This window comes from Streptomyces sp. NPDC001744 (genome assembly GCF_042892575.1).
GTDB lineage: Bacteria > Actinomycetota > Actinomycetes > Streptomycetales > Streptomycetaceae > Streptomyces.
In genome coordinates this window covers 1-17,842 of record NZ_JBIAUG010000027.1, presented here as the reverse complement: position 1 = coordinate 17,842, position 17,842 = coordinate 1, and the positions used below count along the sequence as shown (strand labels likewise).

General features: G+C 72.0%; 8 protein-coding genes and 1 pseudogene. 3 read left to right on the top strand and 6 right to left on the bottom strand.

The genetic code is table 11. The features are described from left to right. Positions 1-14: 14 nt before the first annotated feature. The 3 genes from ACFYZY_RS26485 to ACFYZY_RS26475 form a co-directional block, all read right to left on the bottom strand. Positions 15-905, bottom strand: coding sequence for a hypothetical protein (locus ACFYZY_RS26485; protein WP_388698766.1), 891 nt, complete (start codon positions 903-905; stop codon positions 15-17). Then, positions 905-1,678: a ParA family protein gene (locus ACFYZY_RS26480; RefSeq protein ID WP_388698763.1), complete on the bottom strand. Its 774-nt coding sequence runs from the start codon at positions 1,676-1,678 to the stop codon at positions 905-907. Before ACFYZY_RS26480 ends, ACFYZY_RS26485 begins: the two co-directional genes overlap by 1 nt. Before the next feature lie 161 nt (positions 1,679-1,839). Continuing rightward, complete coding sequence (locus tag ACFYZY_RS26475; RefSeq protein ID WP_388698761.1) at positions 1,840-2,538, bottom strand: hypothetical protein; 699 nt, start codon at positions 2,536-2,538, stop codon at positions 1,840-1,842. A 212-nt stretch (positions 2,539-2,750) separates the two neighbouring features. Between ACFYZY_RS26475 and ACFYZY_RS26470 the strand changes: the two genes are divergently transcribed. Both ACFYZY_RS26470 and ACFYZY_RS26465 read left to right on the top strand, forming a co-directional pair. Further along, on the top strand, positions 2,751-3,167 hold the full coding sequence (locus tag ACFYZY_RS26470; protein WP_388698759.1) for a DUF6292 family protein: 417 nt from the start codon (positions 2,751-2,753) through the stop codon (positions 3,165-3,167). Positions 3,168-3,244: 77 nt separating this feature from the next. Continuing rightward, positions 3,245-15,331: a DEAD/DEAH box helicase family protein gene (locus ACFYZY_RS26465; RefSeq protein WP_388698757.1), complete on the top strand. Its 12,087-nt coding sequence runs from the start codon at positions 3,245-3,247 to the stop codon at positions 15,329-15,331. Between the two features lie 198 nt (positions 15,332-15,529). On the opposite strand, the gene ACFYZY_RS26460 is transcribed toward ACFYZY_RS26465, so the two are convergent. The 3 genes from ACFYZY_RS26460 to ACFYZY_RS26450 form a co-directional block, all read right to left on the bottom strand. Beyond that, on the bottom strand, positions 15,530-15,976 hold the full coding sequence (locus ACFYZY_RS26460) for a hypothetical protein (RefSeq protein WP_388698755.1): 447 nt from the start codon (positions 15,974-15,976) through the stop codon (positions 15,530-15,532). 88 nt (positions 15,977-16,064) lie between these two features. Then, the gene (locus ACFYZY_RS26455; protein WP_388698752.1) at positions 16,065-16,451 is read right to left on the bottom strand and encodes a hypothetical protein; all 387 of its coding nucleotides are present in this window, start codon (positions 16,449-16,451) and stop codon (positions 16,065-16,067) included. Continuing rightward, entirely contained in the window at positions 16,439-16,798 is a 360-nt protein-coding gene (locus tag ACFYZY_RS26450; RefSeq protein WP_388698749.1) for an SH3 domain-containing protein, read from the bottom strand. Before ACFYZY_RS26450 ends, ACFYZY_RS26455 begins: the two co-directional genes overlap by 13 nt. 443 nt (positions 16,799-17,241) lie before the next feature. Here ACFYZY_RS26450 and ACFYZY_RS26445 point away from each other — a divergent pair. Beyond that, positions 17,242-17,842: pseudogene (locus ACFYZY_RS26445) on the top strand (IclR family transcriptional regulator); the annotation flags it as partial.

The following is a 17,842-nucleotide window of genomic DNA, read 5'->3' as shown; positions in this document are numbered from 1 at the left end:
TTGCGTTTGAGGTGCTATGCAGCCGCAGGTTCGGGGCTCTCGGCACCCGCCGGGGACTCTGGGTTCTCCTCGGCGGGCTGCTCCTGCGCCTCGGGGGCCTTCCTTGATCCCCGCTTGGGCTTTGCGGATTCGCTGAGCTGCTCTCGGCACTTCAGGATCTCTGCTTCGAGCGCATCGAGATAGCGCTCAGCGGCCACCTTGTCCCTCCGGGCCAGGCGTCGCACCCAGGGGAAGGAGACCGCCTTCTCCGCGCGGGCGGTGATGTCAACCTCTCCCTCGTCCTTCTCGTCACCCCAGTTGTCCAGGAAGGACTGGATGGCCGCCTTGGCGGCCTCCTTGTCGAACTCTTCGCCCTCCGGAAGGGCGTCGACCGCTCCCCGAAGTACCTCGGCGGTGACCGGGACGTCGGAAGCCGCCACCGTCGCGTACACGAAGACCGCCTGCTCCACGTCCCACGTCTCGCGAACGGAGACTAGCTCCCAGACCTGGGCCTGGTTGGCCTTCTTGGCCTGCTCCAGGGACAGGCGAGGAGTTCCAATTGGAACGGAATCGTTCGACGCCAAATCGAACAGGGCCTCCGCGACCTGCCACGTGCGGATCAGCTTCCCTGCGTAGTTGGCCTTCATCCCCCAGCGAGTCCAGCAGTAGTCCTCGAAGGTGGCGTGCTCCGCCCGGTACAGCCGACTGTCCCGGATGATCTGCAACGCCTTGCCAGCCAGCCAGAAGGCCCACTTCAGTGTGTCGACGGCCGCCTCGCACTGCGCGAGCGACTGCCGTTCGTCCGAGGTGAGAGTCGTGGGTTGCCCTGAGATGGGGCGGAAGAGGTTTGGTAGGGCCCGCGCCATGTCGATGGCGCTCTTGAACTCGAAGCGTTCGGTGGCCGATCCGCCGCGCTGGCGTCCCATCAGATCAGTCCTTCCACGGCCAGGGCCAGCTTGTAGAAGTCCTCCCGGGCGCGGAGGGCTGTACCGCTCTCGGGGTACTGGATGACTGTAAGGCCCTGCTCGGGAGCCTTCGCGTGCAGCTTGTACCGACGTACGGCCTGGGACATGTACGGGTAGCCGCGCTTGTTGCACCACTCCTGCATGTCCTTGAGATCAGCTTTCGTACGGTCCGTGCCGGAGTCCCAGTTGTTGATCACCATGCGGAACCTGATGCCGCGAGGGCGAAGTAGGCGCTCGACGGTGTATTCGGCGGGGTCGTGGGTCAGCGTCTCGACCGGGACGATGGGCACGAGGGCAAGGTCCGTGAGATCAAGGATCTCGCGCATGGCCTCAGCCGCCGGCCCCTTGCCCAGCGGGTCGAGGGCGTCAAGGTCGGCCTCTGGGTCAATGTCTGCGAAGCCGGGGGTGTCGACCACGATCCGGCGCACTGAGGGGTCTTTGACCAGGTTGGGGATCTCGCCCAACTTGCCGCGGGTGACGACGTAGTCGAACGGCAGCCGCTTCTCCGGGACCTTCCGAGCCCACTTCTCCAGTGAGCCTTGGAGGTCGATGCCGGCGGCGACGACCGGGCATGGGCAGTCAGGGTCGTCGGGGTCGGCAGGGGGGTTGTTCTCCCCGAGCACGGCGGCGACGTTGATGGCGTCTGTTGACTTTCCCGCGCCACCCTTCTGCTGGAAGAAGGTGATGACCTTGGCGCGGTGTTCTGTCTCGTCAGGATTTTGGGCGGGGGGCATTGGACCTCCGTGGGCTTCCCCTGGTGGGTACTCGGACGCGGTCATATTGCCAGAGGCGGGACCGTTCGCCGAGCATCGGTCGTCCGGGGGTGGGTGACGCCCGTAAACGCCTTACGGATTGTTCGATTTCAAGTCGAACGAAGTCGTTCCAATTGGAACGCTCAGGGGATTTCCTGCTGGCCGTTGCCCGCAGCTCGGTCGATTGCCGCGCGGAGGAGATCGCCCGTCGTGAGGACTTTGGCGCGGAGCTGGTCGCGGATTTCCAGTGCGGCCTGCGGTGCGGAGGGTCGCCCGGCGGCGGACATGAGGGCGAGTTCGGCGGGGATGCCGTCCCGCTCCGCCTCCTGTAGGGCCACGTCGATCCCGTCGCCCCACCGGTCTGCCCAGTCCTGGAGCGCCTCGACGGCCTCCTTGCTGGTCCAGTACGCGGCGCGGCGGACGGTGTCGCCGAGGGCGTACGGCAGGTTCAGGGACATGCGGTGGGTGTAGCCGCCGTCGCCCATCGGTGCGCTCGGCGGCGTGCCCCACGGGCGGCCCGGTGACTCGGTCTGGCCGTCGGGGGGCTTGGGCCACTTGCGGTCCAGGCCGCGGGCGCGCAGCTCCTCGCGGACCGCGCGGGTCACGATGTCGTCCCGGGTGCCGCCGAACTCGCCGGTGCGTCGCATCCTCGCGACCCGGGCCCGGATGTCGCTGCGGACGGCGGCGGCCGCGCGCCGCGACATGCCGGGCACGATCAGCTCCTTCCGGCGCGCGGTGACCCACTCCTCCTCGCGGTCCCGCTCGTCCTTGCTCCGTGCGTTCAGCGCCTTCAGGGCGCCCTCGGTCAACGCCACGTGGAACTTCATGCTCACCCTCGCCATGAAGGAAATGTAGCCAGATAACCCCGGAGGCCAACCGTGGACCGTGGGACGGGAGGTTTGTGTCGGGGTGGGAACTTAAATCGGTTGCTTCTGAGTCGTTATGGTCGTCAGGTAGGGATCATGTACGTCTGCCGCCGGCCGGGTGGTGCCCGGTGCAGGCGGCGCGGGACGGGCCAGCGTCCGCCCGCTGGAACAACGGGGGAGTAGCGCGCATGACGAACCGCACCGATCACCAGCCGTACGTGCAGGCCGTGGTCGCCGAGATCGAAGAGGTCGGCCTGAACGTCGCGGGACACGCGGTGACCGGCCGCCCGCCGGCGGTCCGCACGGCCGTCGTCACGCTGGAGGTGCCGGACTCCGGCCCGTACGCGGACGAGGACGACGACCTCGAACTCGTCTGGGACGAGGCGTACGGCTGGGTGCTCCACCTGCCCGCCGAGGCCGGTACGAGCGACTGGTTCATGGGCGAGGACCTGGTGCCCGCGCCCGCCCGGGTCGCCCGCTGGGTCGACATGGTGCTGACGAACCCCGGGCTGACCCCGAGCCGGGAGGACGGGCCGCAGCGGCTGCCCGAGAGCGACGACGACGCGTTCGAGACGCGCCTGTCGGCCTTCGCCGCGTCGGCCTGACGCGCTCGCTGCCCTCCCGACCGCCCGCGGGCCGTCGGCGCTGAGGCTGCGCCGGGGCCCGCAGCTTGGAGAACGACATGTCCAACCCCGTCGAAACCCCGGTCGCCCCTGCCCCCGAGCCCGGTCCCGGCGGCCGCCTCGGACCGATCGGGCGGGCCCGCGCGAGCCTGACGGCAATCGAGACCCTGCTCCGGCTGCGCGAGGACGAGAGCGCGCCCACCCCGGAAGACCTCGCCGCCCTGCGGCACTGGCCCGGCTGGGGGCCGCTCGCCCCCGCCCTGGCGGAGAACCGCGAGGGAACCTGGGCGGAGATCGGCGAGGAGCTGCAACGCCTGCTCTCGCCACGCGAGTACCGGCAGGCCGAACAGGGCACGCCGACCGCCTACTACACCCCCGACCGGATCGCCGAGGCCTGCTGGACGGCCCTGCGCGATCTCAACTTCCAGGGCGGCCGCATCCTCGAACCCGGCTGCGGCGCGGGCACCTTCATCAACCACACCCCCGACCGGATGCCGGTGAAATGGTTCGGTGTCGAGCGCGACCCGACGACCGCGGGCATCGCCGCCCTGCTGCACCCGGACGCGGACATCATCAACGCCCGGCTCCAGGACGCCGGGCTCCAGTCGAACAGCGTGGACGCCGTCCTGGGCAACGTGCCGTACGGCAACTTCCAGGTCCACGACAAGACCGCGCCGAAGGCGGTCACCGACTCGATCCACAACTACTTCATCTGGCGCTCGGTGCAGGCCCTGCGGCCCGGCGGCGTCGCGATCCTGCTGACCTCCCGCTACACGATGGACGCCGCGGACGACACCGCCCGCCGCGCCATCGCCAAGCACGCCGACCTGCTGGGCGCCGTCCGCCTGCCCAACGGCGCCCTCGCCGAGGGCGGCACCGGCGTCCTCGCCGACATCCTCATCGTCCGCCGGCGCGACACCGACGGCCCCGTGGACGACAGTTGGATGGACGTCAGCGAGATCCCGACGGTCCCCGGCCAGTACGCCAACGACTACTTCCTCCAGCACCCCGAGAACGTCCTCGGCGAGTTCGAGCAGGGCCGCGCCGCGCAGTACGGGCACACCCTGGCCGTGAAGGCGCCCGAGGACCAGGACCTCGCGGCCGCGCTCGGCACCGCCTTCGACGGCATCACCGCGGCGGCCCGCAACGAGGGCCGCGACTGGCGGGTCGCGGTCGGCGCGCAGCCGTTCACCGAGGACACGCTGCCCTTCCCCGTCCGCGAGGACGGACGCAAGGAGGGCTCCTTCCACCTCGTGGACGGCAAGGCGCACGAGGTGGTCGACGGCGAGCTGGTCGCGGTCGAGCGCGCGGGCAAGGAACTGCCCAAGCTCATCGCGCTGCGCGACGCCACGCTGAAGCTGATCGAGGCGGAGACCGACCACGACACCCCCGACGCGCAGCTCGACCCGCTGCGCGCCGAGGTGAACCGGCTCTACGACGCCTACGCCCGGGTGCACGGCCCGATCAACCGCTTCACCCTCGCCGAGGGGCAGGTCGACGAGGAGACGGGGGAGAAGGCGGTCAGCCGCCGCTACCCGCGGCTCGGCGGGTTCCGCCGTGACCCGGACTTCGTGTCCGTCCTGGCCCTGGAGGACTTTGACGACGAGACACAGAAGGCGGACAAGGCCCCGCTGCTGCTGCGGCGGGTCAACCGCCGCATCGAGCGGCCCACGTCGGCGGAGACGCCGGAAGAGGCGCTGTCGCTCTGCCTGAACTTCAAGAACAAGATCGACGTCCCCACCATCGCGGGACTCCTGGGGATCGAAGAGGACCAGGTGCCCGGCGCGCTCGGGGAGCTGGTCTTCCCCGACCCGGACAACGGCGAGCTGCTGACCCGCGGCTCGTACCTGTCCGGGCCGGTCGTGGACAAGCTGGAGCGCGCCGAGTTCCTGCTCTCCCAGGGCCGCGACGACCTCCAGCGGCACGTCGACGCCCTGCGCGAGGTGCAGCCCGAGCCGCTGCCGCCGGAGGACATCAAGGCCAAGCTCGGCGCCCCGTGGATTCCGGTGGAGGACGTCACCGCGTTCGCCGAGGCGATGCTGGGCGTCCAGGTCGACATCCTCCACGTGGCCAAGACGGCGACGTGGAACGTCGACATGCCGATGACGATCCCGGAGGCCGCGACCAGCGAGTGGGGCACCTCCCGCGTCAACGCCTTCGAGCTGCTCGACCTCGCGCTGAACGGGCAGGCCCCGAAGGTCTACGACACCTTCCGCACGCCCGACGGCGGATCGCGGCGGGTGCGCAACGACAAGGAGACGATGCTCGCGGAGTCGAAGATGACGGCGCTGATGCGCCGCTTCGCGAGCTGGGTGTGGGAGGACCCCGACCGGGCGGACCGCCTGGCCGACGACTACAACCGCATCTTCAACAGCACGGTCCTGCCCAAGCACGACGGATCGCACCTGACGGTCGACGGCATGGACCCGGAGTTCACGCCGTACGACCACCAGTGGGACTTCGTCCAGCGCGTGCTCAGCGCGGAAGAGGGCTCGCTGTGCCCGTACCCGGTCGGCGCCGGCAAGACGGCCACGATGTTCATGACGGCGACCAAGCTGAAGCAACTCGGCCTGGTCAACAAGCCGATGATCGTCGTCCCGAACCACCTGCTGGAGCAGATCTCCCGGGACGGCAAGAAGCTGTTCCCGAACGCCAAGATCCTCATGGCGGGCAAGAAGGACCTCGCCGACGCCCGCTCGCGCATGCTGTTCGCGGCCCGGTGCGCCACCGGCGACTGGGACGCCATCGTGATGACGCACAACTCCTTCGGGCGCCTCGGGGTCCACCCGGTCACCGAGGCCACCTACCTGGAGGAGCTGGCCAACGAGTACCGCGTCGCGCTGAGCGCGATCGAAGACGACGAGAACAACCGGCGGCGGATCAAAGAGATCGCCAAGATGGTCGACCGGTTCGACGCCCGCGCATCCGACCTGCGCTCGAAGGCCACCGACGCCGGTGTCACGTACGAGAACCTCGGCGTCGACTTCCTCCAGGTCGATGAAGCGCACCTGTTCAAGAACCTCGCCCTGCCGGCCACGACCGAGGGCATGTCGCTGGGCAAGCCGTCCAAGCGGGCCACCGACCTCGACCTGAAGCTCATCGTCACCCGCGAGCGCACCGGCCGGGACAACGTCACCGCCCTCTACAGCGGCACGTTCATCTCGAACTCGGTGCGCGAGATGTACGTCTTCAAGCACTACACGATGCCCAAGCGGCTGGAGAAGCTGGGGCTCGGCAGCCCCGACGCCTGGGCGGCGAACTTCATCCAGTTCGAGTCCCGGCCGGAGGTCGGGGTCGACGGCGTCAGCTTCCGCCTCAAGCGGCGCCCGGTGGAGTACACCAACGCCGACGAGGCGCTGGCCCTGTTCGCGGAGGTCGCGGAGCTGCGGCCGCGCGAAGAGTTCAAGATCAAGCGGCCCAAGCGCGTCGACCGGTTCGTGGAGATCGACGCCACCCCGAACCTGGTCCAGTACGTCGGCTCGATCTCCGACCGGATCGACCTGATCCAGCAGGGCAAGGTCAAGCCGTTCGAGGACAACATGCTCAACGTCATCACGGACGGCCGGAAGGCCGCCCTGGACCTTGAGCTGGTCGGGATGGAGCCGGACGGCCCGGGCAAGGCCGGGGCCATCATCAGGAACGTCCTGGAGATCCACGAGCGCACCAAGGACCTCAAGCTCCCCGGCGACCCGGATGACGTCTCCGGCGGCCTCCAGCTCGTCTTCTGCGACCTCGGCACCCCGAGCAAGGACCGCGGCAGCCAGGTCTACGGCAAGATCCGCAAGGGCCTGATCGACGGCCTGCCGGAGGACGGCCTGCCGGGCATCCCGCGCGAGCGCATCCGCTTCATCCACGACTACAACAGCGACCTCGCCAAGGAGCAGTTGTTCACCGACGCCCGCGCGGGCAAGGTGTCCGTCCTGTTCATGTCCTCGGAGAAGGGCGGCACGGGCGTCAACGTCCAGAGCCGTGGCGTCGCCCTGCACCACGCCGACCCGCCGCACAAGCCCGCCGAGTGGGAGCAGCGCGAGGGCCGACTCGACCGCCCCGGCAACCTGCTCATCGACCTCGACATGGAAGTCGAGTTCCTGCGCTACATCGCGCTGAACAGCTTCGACAGCTACATGTTCCAGCAACTGGAGCGCAAGCAGCGGCCGATCGTGCAGATCATGTCCGGCCGCAAGGTCGGCCGTGTCATCCAGGAGATCGACCCGATCGGGGCGGGCTTCGGGCAGGCCAAGGCCGTCGCCACCGGCAACCCGATGCTGCTGGAGCTGGCCGACGTCAACGGCGAGCTGACCATGCTCCTCAACGAGGCCGACGGCCACCGGCAGGCGCAGGCCCGCATGAAGCGCAAGGTCGAAGTCCTCGCCGACCAGATCCGCGACGCGGAGCGCACCCTGCCCGGCATCCGCGCGATGGCCGACGCGGTGGCCGCCGCCGGGGACGACGAGACATGGCGCACCGCCGACGGGCGCCTGATCGACCCCGACGACGTCGCCGGCGTCCTCGCGCAGACCGCGCAGGGCTCCAAGCCCACCCTCGACCTGGACGCGGGCTACCGCTGGCGCGGCCTGCAAGTCGGCTTCACCTGGCACCGGCGCCAACAGTTCGGCGGGATGGCCTACGAGGGGTGGGCGCACCTGGTCGGCGGAGGCCACCAGGTCGACGTCCGCCTGAACCTGTCGTGGTTCGGCAAGGGCCAGTCCTGGCGCATCGTCAAGGCGCTCGGGGAGGCCGCCGACGAGGCGGTGACCGCCCCGGTCGCGATCGAGCAGAAGGCGGCCAAGCAGCGCGCGGCGCTGGAGGACACCCGCGCCCACATCGGCCGCCCCTTCGAGAAGCACGCCGAGCTGGAAGCCGTGCGCGAGCGCAAGACCGCCCTGGAGGAGCGGATCTCGGGCGCTGCCATCGCCTCCGGCCGCGAGAGCGGGTCGGGCCCCCAGTTCGACCCCGGTGCCGCGGCCGCCGACGGCGGCCGCGAGATGACCGAGGCGGAGATGGCGATGCACGACGCCACCGCTATGGCCGGGATGCTCGGCGGCACCGCCGTCGTCGTCAGCGAGGGCCAGATCATCGGCGGCGCCCGCGTCATCGACCGCACCGACGTCGACCTGCGCACCCCCGACCTCGCCGACCTGGGGCAGTACCAGGAGGCGCTACGTGCCCTGATCGAAGCTGCGGCCGCCGACGAGGGCCTGACCGCCCGGGCGCGGGACGGCGGCGCCGACTACGGTGCGAGCGGCTTCCGCGCGGCCGTCGCCGAGTGGGCGCAGGACTGGGCCCTGGAGCGCGCCAACCTCCCCGAGGACCGACCGGCGTGGCTGCGGGACTGGCTGGAGCCCGAATCGGCCGACACCCGGCAGATGCTCATCGGTGAGGCCGCCTGGATCGTCTGGCAGCAGGCCCGGGCCACCGAACCCGACCAGGCGCCGCCCGCCCCGCAGGACACCCCGGCCCCCGAGCCGGAGCCGGTTCCGGCGCCCGAGGAGTCCGCCGCGCCGCCCGCGCCCCCGCAGCCCGGGCCGCAGGAACCCGCGCCGCAGGAACCCGCGCCGGCGGCCCCGGAAGCACCGCAGGAACCCGCCGGGGACACGGCGAACCCGGCCCCGGCGGAGACGCCGCCCGGCACCGCCGCCGGGCAGGCGCCCTTGCAGGACCTGGTCGACGCCTTCGGCGACCGCGTCATGGTCGGCCACATCGGCGGCCCGCAGCCCGCCCGTACCCACCAGTCCGCCGGGTGGGCCATCATGGCGGTCCTCAGCGACGACCAGGTGCGCGGGCTCGTCAGCGCCGTCGCGGTCGACGGCCAGCCGGTCAGCACGGTGCCCGGCGTCATGCCCACCGACCGCGTACGCGAGTGGATCGCCGAGCAGCAGCAGGCGCCGACGACCGCGTTCTACGCCTCCACCAGCAGCGAGCTGCCGCCCGCCCTGCGCGGCGACGGCGACGTCCACCTGTCCACCCGCGCCGACGGGCTCACCATCGAGCAGGGCGACGTCACCACCACGATCCGGTGGGAGGAACTCCCGGCCTGGATCGACGCCGCGGTGGCGCACAACACCGCCAACCGCGACCCGTACAAGCCTGCGTGGCGGTACGGGAACCTCTCCGCCGAGATCCACTTCCGGCGCGACGAACGCAACCAGGCCATCGGCACCGCGATGGACGCCCTGGCCGACGCGCTGCGCGAGACCGTGCCCCCGACCGACGAACAGCTCGCCGAGGCACGCGACCGGTACGCCCCGCCGGCCGCGCCCGCCGCGACCGCGGACCCCGCGCCCGCCGAGGACGCGCCCGCCGAGGAGAGCGCACCGCAGGAGTCCGTGCAGCTCCCCGAGGACGCCGCGCCGGTCCCGGGCGCCGAGGGCTACCACTACACCGAGGAAGGCCGCATCGTCCGCCTCTACACCGAGGTGGGCGAGGAGGTCGGCAGAGCGGAGTGGAGCTACAGCAAGTACCGCTACCTCGGCGACGTCCAGGGCGACGTGGTCCGGGGCACCGAGGACGGCGCCACCGTGGCCAAGCGCATGGCCAACCACCACGCGGTCGTCTACGGCGACCGCGTGCACCGGCCGACGCTCGATGACCAGGGCCGTGACCCGGTCTGGATTCTGCACAACCGCTCCGACACCCTCGTCTTCGGTATCACCCCGGAGGACGACACCGCGAAGGCGGCGCTGTGGACCGGCGGCGGCTTCAAGGAGTCCCGCAAGGTCGGCGGCTGGTACCTGCCCCGCACCTGGAAGGAGCCCACCCGCAGGCAGCGCGTGGACGACGCGGTGCGCGTCCTCGCGGCCGCCGGGCGCACCGTCACGGTGCACACCAGCCGGGCGGAGCGTCAGGAGCCTCCCCAGCAGCCCGCGCGGCTGCCGGAGCTGGCCGTGACGGCGCCGAACCTGGACGACGTGCCGCAGTTCTTCAACGCCGAACCCTTCACCGATCAGGACGACCTCGCGGACGTCCAGGCGCTGGAAGCCGCCTACGCCCGGTGGGGTCAGCACCCCACCGTCCGGGCCTACCTCCAGCAGGACAACGACGCCCGGCCCGACGGCTTCGGCACCCCGGACAACCCCATCGCCGAACTGCACATCGCCTACCACCGGGCCCGGTTGGCGCTGCGCGAGCCCGTCCCCGGCGGCCCGCAGGAGATCGTCCGCCGGGTCTACGGCGTGGCCGCCTGGTGCCAGGAACTGGAAGTCGTCGTTGACGACGACCTTCTCGACCCCCTCCAGGGCGTGTACGAGGCGGCCCACCTCCTCGCCGCCCGCTCGCAGGCCACCATCGCGGCCCTGACCGCGGAACAGGCCGCGGCCGCCGAGGACGCCCCCGCCCCCGTCGCGCAGGAGACCGAGCCCGCCGCAGCTCAGCAGGAGCCGGGCGCCGAGGGGCAGGCGGACGAACCCGCGTCCACCTCGACCGAGACCGCCCCCGCGGCCGCCGCCGAGGAGCAGGGTCCGGCCGACCCCGCTCCGGTCGCCCCGGAACCGCCCGCGACGCCGCCGGCGCCCGCGCCGGACGCCGACAGCGACCGACTCACCCTGACCGACCCGGCCCTGCGCGGGGCCGCGCTGGAGGCCATCACCGCCGCGGCGGTGGCCGACCCGCGGGTCGCGCAGGCTGCCCGCGCCAACGACCTGGACAACTTCACCTCCTGGCTGACCGACTGGGTGGACGACTGGGCAACCGAGGAGTGGGTGGACGTCCCGCCGGGCGACATGCCCGACTGGGTCCGCGTCTACTTCCGCGGAGGCGACGAAGCCGTCGGCGACCGCAACGGCCTGTACGCCGAACTGGCAGGCCCCCTCTACGAGCAGCTTCGCGCGACGGAGCAGGAACCGGCCCCCGCCCCCGCGCCCGACGCTGACGAGGAGAAGTCCCGAGAGGAGCTGTTCCAGGAAGCGGTCGACGGCCTCTTCACCGGCACCGACCCGCAGCCCGGCGCCACGGACCCGGAGCCGACACCCGACCCCGCCGCCCCGGAGCAGCAACTCGGCCTGTTCGGCGGGGACGACGCGCCCGCCCCGCAGGAGACACCGCCCGACACGGACACGGACGGCGCGGCGCCTGCGGCTGACGACCTCTCCCAACTCGCCAGGGTCGAGCTGACCGGAGCGGCGGACATCCGGTACTGGATGCACGGGAGCATGCGACCCGGCGAGCCGGAGACGATCCGCTTCCACCTCAACCGCCAGACCCGCTCGTACTCGTTCAGCGAGTCCATCTTCAACGGCACCCGTGACGAGTGCCTGGCGTACATCGACTCGGAGGCCGCCGTACGGTCGGCCGCCGAAACGCTGGACCCCGGGGACACGGACGGCGTGCAGCAGGCGGCGGCGCAGGCCTGGCTGCGCGATGCCGCCCCCGAGACCCCGGCGCCCGATCCCGCGCCGGCCGCCGACGTCCCGGAGGCGGAGACGGAGACGGCGGGCGACGCGGAGGAGGAAGGACAGCTCGACCTCTTCGGCGAGGCGGCCCCCGAGCCCGCTCCCGTACAGCGGCCCGGCCGTCGGCGCGGGCGCCGCGAGCCGGAGCCCGCCGTCTCCCCGGGAGCGATGGGCGCCGACGGGCGGCTCGGGGTGTACGGGCACGCCGACCACGGCGAGTGCGAGCGCTGCGGCACCACCGACACCGACCGCTACACCGTGGTGCAGCACTGGTTCGGCCCGGACCACGCGGAGATGGCCGCCGAGTGCGGCCCCTGCGTGGAGCTGACCCTGGGCCTGTCCTACCAGCAGTACCGGAGCCTCGCCGACACCGCCGAGGCCCGGCGCGGCGGCGAGCGCATCCAGCCGCGCCCCCACCCGGAGGACGACGTCGTCGTCTACCGGCGCACCGCCGAGAACGAGTGGACCAGCGTCCACCGGCCGACCGGCCAGCGCTACCGCACCGCGAAGGAGACCGAGAGCGGGTACCGCGGCTTCGTGACGCGGGACCTGTCCGGCCTGTCCGTGGGCACCGGCGTCTCCGTCGGCTCCATCCAGGAACTCACCGAGCGGGCCGCGCTGGGCCGCACCGCCGAGACCCACCCCACCGACAGCGACGACTGGGTGTACTTCTCGTACGGCCAGGACCTGAAGGAACTCGGCGTTCCCGAGGGCGAGTCCATCACCGCCCGCTCCACCGGCGCCCGCCGCAACCGGGCTCCGCTGGAGCACGGTCCCATGTGGGACTTGAGCATCGGCGACACCGACTTCACGGTGGAGATGGTCTACCAGCAGGGCCTCCCCGGCTACGACGGCCACCGCCTGGCCGTGACGGGCCCCGGGGACACGACCACGCGGCACGAGCAGTGGCAAGGCGTGCTGGAGTGGGCCCGCGAGCGGGTGCGCGAAACGCAGGCGGACACGACGACCGTGACGCCGCCGGCGGTGCAGCAGGAGCCCGCGCCGCCCGCGCCCGACCCCGAGCCGCAGGAAGCCCCGGCCGCGGAGACCGCCGCCGGGACGGTCGTGCCGGACGGCGCGACGCCCGAGGAACCAGAGCAGCCCGAGCAGCCCGAGCAGGAGGAAGCAGTGGCAGGCGAGCCGGAACCCACCGCCGTCGCGACGGACGCCGTACCAGACGCCGACCTCGCCCCGCCCGCGGAAGACCCTCCTGCGGAGACACCCGCCGAGGATGCCGGTCCGGCCGTGGACGTCGAAGACCCGCCCGCCCCCCGGAGCTTCACCGAGACGATCCCGCTCGCCGCCGACGCCCGCTACCGGCTCCGGCTGACCACGGTGGAGGGCGACGGGGCCCGCGAGGGCGAGCTGCTGTACGGCGAGGCCACGGTCGCCGCCGTACGCCTGTCCGCCTCCGGGCGCTGGTTCGCTCGGCTGGCGGTCGACGGCATGCCCGCCGACGTCAGCGAACTCAACGGTTCACCGATGGAGGCCGCGCACCAGGGCGCGGTCATGTTCGCGGTCGTCACCGGGGAGCCGTACGGCGAGCCGCCGTCCGCCGTCAACGTCCGCGGGGCGCAGTCGCGGGCGGACGTGCTGCGCGTCGAACTGCGCACCGCCGCCGAGCAGCACCTGCGCACCGTCACCGTGGCGGCCGCGCGGGCGAACGAGAACTACGGGCAGAACCCGTACTTCCAGGCCCTGAGCACCCAGCTCGAACGGCTCGGTGCCGCCGACGTGGACGACCACGGCTCGCGGCAGATGGCGGCGAACCTCGCGGCCGTCCAGGACGCGGTCAACGCCTGGGGCGCCGTGCTGCCGACGGACCCCGCCCTCGATGAGCGTCAGCACCTGGCCTTCCCGCTCCTGAACCTGGTGCGCGAGACCACGCGCATGCAGGGGCGCCTCCAGGCCACCCTGGACGCGATGACGGCCGACCGCGCCGCCGCCCAAGCGCAGGAGGCCGCGGCCGCAGAAGCCGCGCCCGCGCCGGCCGAACCCGCCCGCGAGGACACCGCGCAGCAGACCCCGGAACCGGCGCCCGCCCCGGCGCCGGTGACCGGCCCGCTCGTCTCCATCTCCATGTGGGGCGGCGACGACGGACAGGTGATCGCCCGGGTCGAGACCGACAACGTCTTGCAGACCCTCGTCCTGCCCGGCGCCCACGTCGCCGACATGCCGGGGCAGTACCTGCCCGCCGCCATCGACGTGCCGATGCTGGTCCGCCCGACCGAGCGTGCCGAGCACCTGGTCGCGGACGGCGAGACGGAGGCATGGCTCGCCGAGCACCTGCCCGGCGGCCTGCTGGCGACGGCCTGGGCCGCCGACGAAGTACGCGCGGTGCTCGTCATCGCGGTCCGCGACACCCTGCGCGACGACATGGCGCCCACCGTGGAAGGGGTCGCCACCTGGCTCGTGGACGCCGTCACCGAGCAGGACGAGGATCTGATCCGTACGGCGCACGCCGCCGACGACCTGGCGGAGTTCAGGACGGTGTTCGCGGCGCTCGCCGACGACATGGTGACGCGGGAGGGCTCGGCACACCGGCAGTGGACCTACCTCGGCAGGGAGGGCGACCGCCGGGAGCAGGTGCTGGCCCTGGCCGTCCCTCGCGCGTACGAGAAGCTGCTCGCCCTGCCCGCACCCGCTGACGCACCCGGCCCGGAGCGGCCCGCCGAGGTGACGGCCGCCGAACAGCCCGCCCCGCTTCCCGACGCCCCGGAGGACACCGAGATGGCCACCCCCGCCAGTCCCGCAGCACCCGAGAGTCCGGAGGCGCCCGCCCCGGACGCCGCCGCCGAGCCGGAGCTGCCCCTGTGGACCGGCCCGGCGGAGGACTCCGGGCCCGAGGAGGACCGCCCGCTCGACGTCGTCGCCGACTTCGCAGCCGTCCAGGAGGCGTGGGACGAGCACGTGCCCGCAGAGCAGGGCACGGGCGCGGACCTGCTCGCCACGCTGGAGGGCGAACTCGCGCGGTTGCAGGAGCTGTTCGCCGACGCCGTCGGCGAGCCGCAGCCCGCGCCCGAGGCGGCACCCGCCCCGGCGCCGGCCGCCGCGGTGCAGGGCTCCGAGCCCGCGGCTGTTCCTGCGCCCGCCGAGCCGGAGAAGCCGGAGGCGCAGCGCGACCCGCAGCAGTCGGCCGCCGCGGTGAACACGGCGCTGAGGGCGGCGGACGCGCACGCGCCCGCGCTCCAGGACCTGCCGGAGTGGCAGCGCATCCAGAGCGTGAAGGGCGCCTTCGGGCACCTGATGCACGTCATGAAGGAGCGGGCGGGCGAGCACTTCGGCAAGCTCATGGCCGACAGCCGGGTTGCCGACTTCCTGCGCCGCGCCTCGCTCAAGGCCTGCGAGAAGGTCGCCGAGTGGGCACAGAAGGGCGCCGAGAAGCTGCGCGCCGCCGACGACCGCGGTACGGACAAGCGCGGGGAGCTGCCGAGCGCAGAGGCGTTGCTGCGGCTGGGAGACGCGGCCAGCGACTACCGGGGTCCGCGACGCCCGGGCGGCGGCACTCCGCCGTCCTCGAACGGCGTGGCGGACCCGGTGGACATCCCCGCCATGCGCAGGATGGGGGAGGCCCTGAACCGGCCGATGCCCGGGACCAAGCGCGGCGTGTCCGCAGCCGCCGCCCGGGGCCGATCGACCACCACGAAGCGGGGGAGCGGCGGGAAGAAGTCCGCTTCCGGCAACGGCGCCGAGCAGGCCGGGCACCTTCGCCGCGGCGGTGCCGAGCAGCCGCAGGCGCGCAAGCCCACCCAGCGCTGACCCCGCCGGCCGGAGCCCGGGTTCACCCCCGGACTCCGGCCGGGCCTCGTCTGGTGGTCTATCTGGCCAGATAACCCGCGGGCCTTGCGGTTCCCTCAAAGGCCCTGATGGCGGGGGCCGTCGTCACGGTGCGGAACATCGGAGGCCCGAGCAACGGCAGCGTGAGGAACTGCTGTTGCCCGGGCCGGTGAGCCTCGATCAGGCGCCGCGCAGGGACCTGGCGGCCGGGAGGGGTGCGCCGCCGCTGATGGCGGGCACGGCGGTGGGCTCGCCGCTGAGGGCGGGCCCCTGCGGCAAGGTGGTGGTGGCCTGCCAGTGCGTGACCAGTCCCTCCGTCGTACGGGCCGGGTACACGTACCGCGGGCTCCCCGCCGCCTTGGCGGTGTTCATCGCGTCCAGCAGCGTCCCGGCGACCACCTCGCCGCGCTCTCGCGCGCACACGGCGGCTTCCTGCCAGGCGCCCTTGGTGCTGTCCTCCTCGGTGGGCAGCGTCGTGCACACCAGGAGTCGTTGGCTCGGGGGCTGGGCCCACCGGCCGCCGAGCGCGGTCTCGGGGCCCGGCTCCAGCCGGACGCCGACGATGCGGTCGGCCCGCACCCACTGGTCGCCTATCCGGACCCAGGTCGCGGCGAGTTGTGCTGACACGTCGTTCCTCCTCGGGCGTGAACGGCGCCGGGCGGGCCCTTGGCGGACCCGCCCGGCAGCGGTGTGTTCTGGGAGTGGCGGGAGGACGTCAGTCGACGTACCAGGACCGCTTCGGGCCGCACTTCGTCGGCTTGGCGCTGCCCTTCTGCACACAGGCCCGGATCTTGTGCGTGCCCTCGAACAGGGTGGGCTTCTTCCAGGAGCACGAGCCGTTGTTGTAGGTGTCGGTGACGGTGACGAGAAGTCGGTCGTCGTTGGAGAACACCTGGGTGACGGCCTTGTACCCGTCGGTCTTGATGTCGCAGGCGTAGACGCGCTCGGAGCCGTAGTAGTACCAGCCCTCGGCGCCGCTGCCGCTGGAGTACACGTGGCCGGAGCTGGCCGCGGAGGCGGGCGAGGCGGCGAGGCCTCCGGCGAGGGCGACGGTCGCGGCCGCGACGACTGCGCCGGCGCGCGGGCTGATCAGCCGTGGCATGCGGTGTCCTCCGGGATGCAGGTGTGGACGTCGTCGCCGCTGGTGTGAAGGAGGTCGTCCCTGATCCAGCCGGTCTTGCCCTTGGCGTTGCCGCTGGTCATCTTGACCTTGAACCAGAAGTACGAGCCCTTGATGACGACGTCCTTCTCGCTGCACTTGTTGCCCTTGTAGGCCATGCCTACGGAGGTGGAGCTGGTGGACGCCTTCGAGCGGATGTTGGCCGACTTCGCCGTGACGTAGCAGCCCTTCGCGGCGGCCTCGGCCGTACCGGCGGCGACGACCAGACCGGAGCCCGCCAGGGCGGCGGTCAGGGTCAGGGCGGTGGCGGCTCTGCGGATGTGCAGCATGAACTCCCCCGTGAACTCGGCATCCTCGCGAATGCTTTGCTGATGAAACCGAAATGGATTCAATGGGGCGCGGGATATGCCTGTCAAATCTTTTCGCGCGGCGCAATATCCGTCATCTCTTAGGCTTTTCGCACCGCGCAATACCCCTGAATATCGCATTGCCCGCACGGCCCTTTTCGTGTGACGAGTAGCCGTCATTTCGCGTCGCGCAATGCCGGGCGGCATCGCCTGAAATGGGGGGATGTAAAACCATGAGGCCGTTCCGCGTAGCGCATGTAGGGTTGCGATCACTGGTTCGATTCGTGACCGACGGGGGGTGACGAGGGTCTAGAGGGTCGGGGGCCGCGTTCGACCGGCAACGCCGCGCGGACAGCAGGCCTATGGGGACGACCGCCCGCCACCGCACCGCCGGGGGAAGGGCGGCATGCGCGACAAGGGACAGCATGCTCAGCCGCACCACGCCGAAGGAAATTCACCCTGCCCAAACTCAGCCGGACAACGAACCCGCCGCCCGCACGGGCGGAACAGTGCACGCGCACCGGGTCATGCTCGTCGTCCAGGCATTCACGGCATTGCCGGGCACCGATCACGGCCCCAGCGAACTCGCTGCCGCCACGGGCCTGAACATCGCCGTCGTCTACCGGATACTCCAATCCGGGATCGCCACCTCGATCTTCCTGAAGGTGCCGCCCGGCCGCTACCGACTGGGGCCCGGTGCCGCCCGGATCGGCATGCAGGCGATGGCCACCATCCCCGACGCGAGCGCCGCCCGGCCCGTGCTGGACCGCCTGAGCCGCGTCGTGGACGGCTTCGCCCTCCTGTGGGTCCTCTCGCCGTACGGCGGCCCGCGCAAGGCCTACGCCGCCAGCGCTCCGGGCCGCTACGACTTCGAGTCGCTCGGGCTCGGCGTCGCCGACCTCGTGGAGGTCGGCCAGTCCCTGCGCGTCGGCGCCTCCGGCCGCGTGATCGCCGCCCACCTCTCCCCGTCCCTGGTCGCCTCCGTGCTGGAGCAACCGGTCCCCGCCGGCGCCGGGCCCGGCGCGG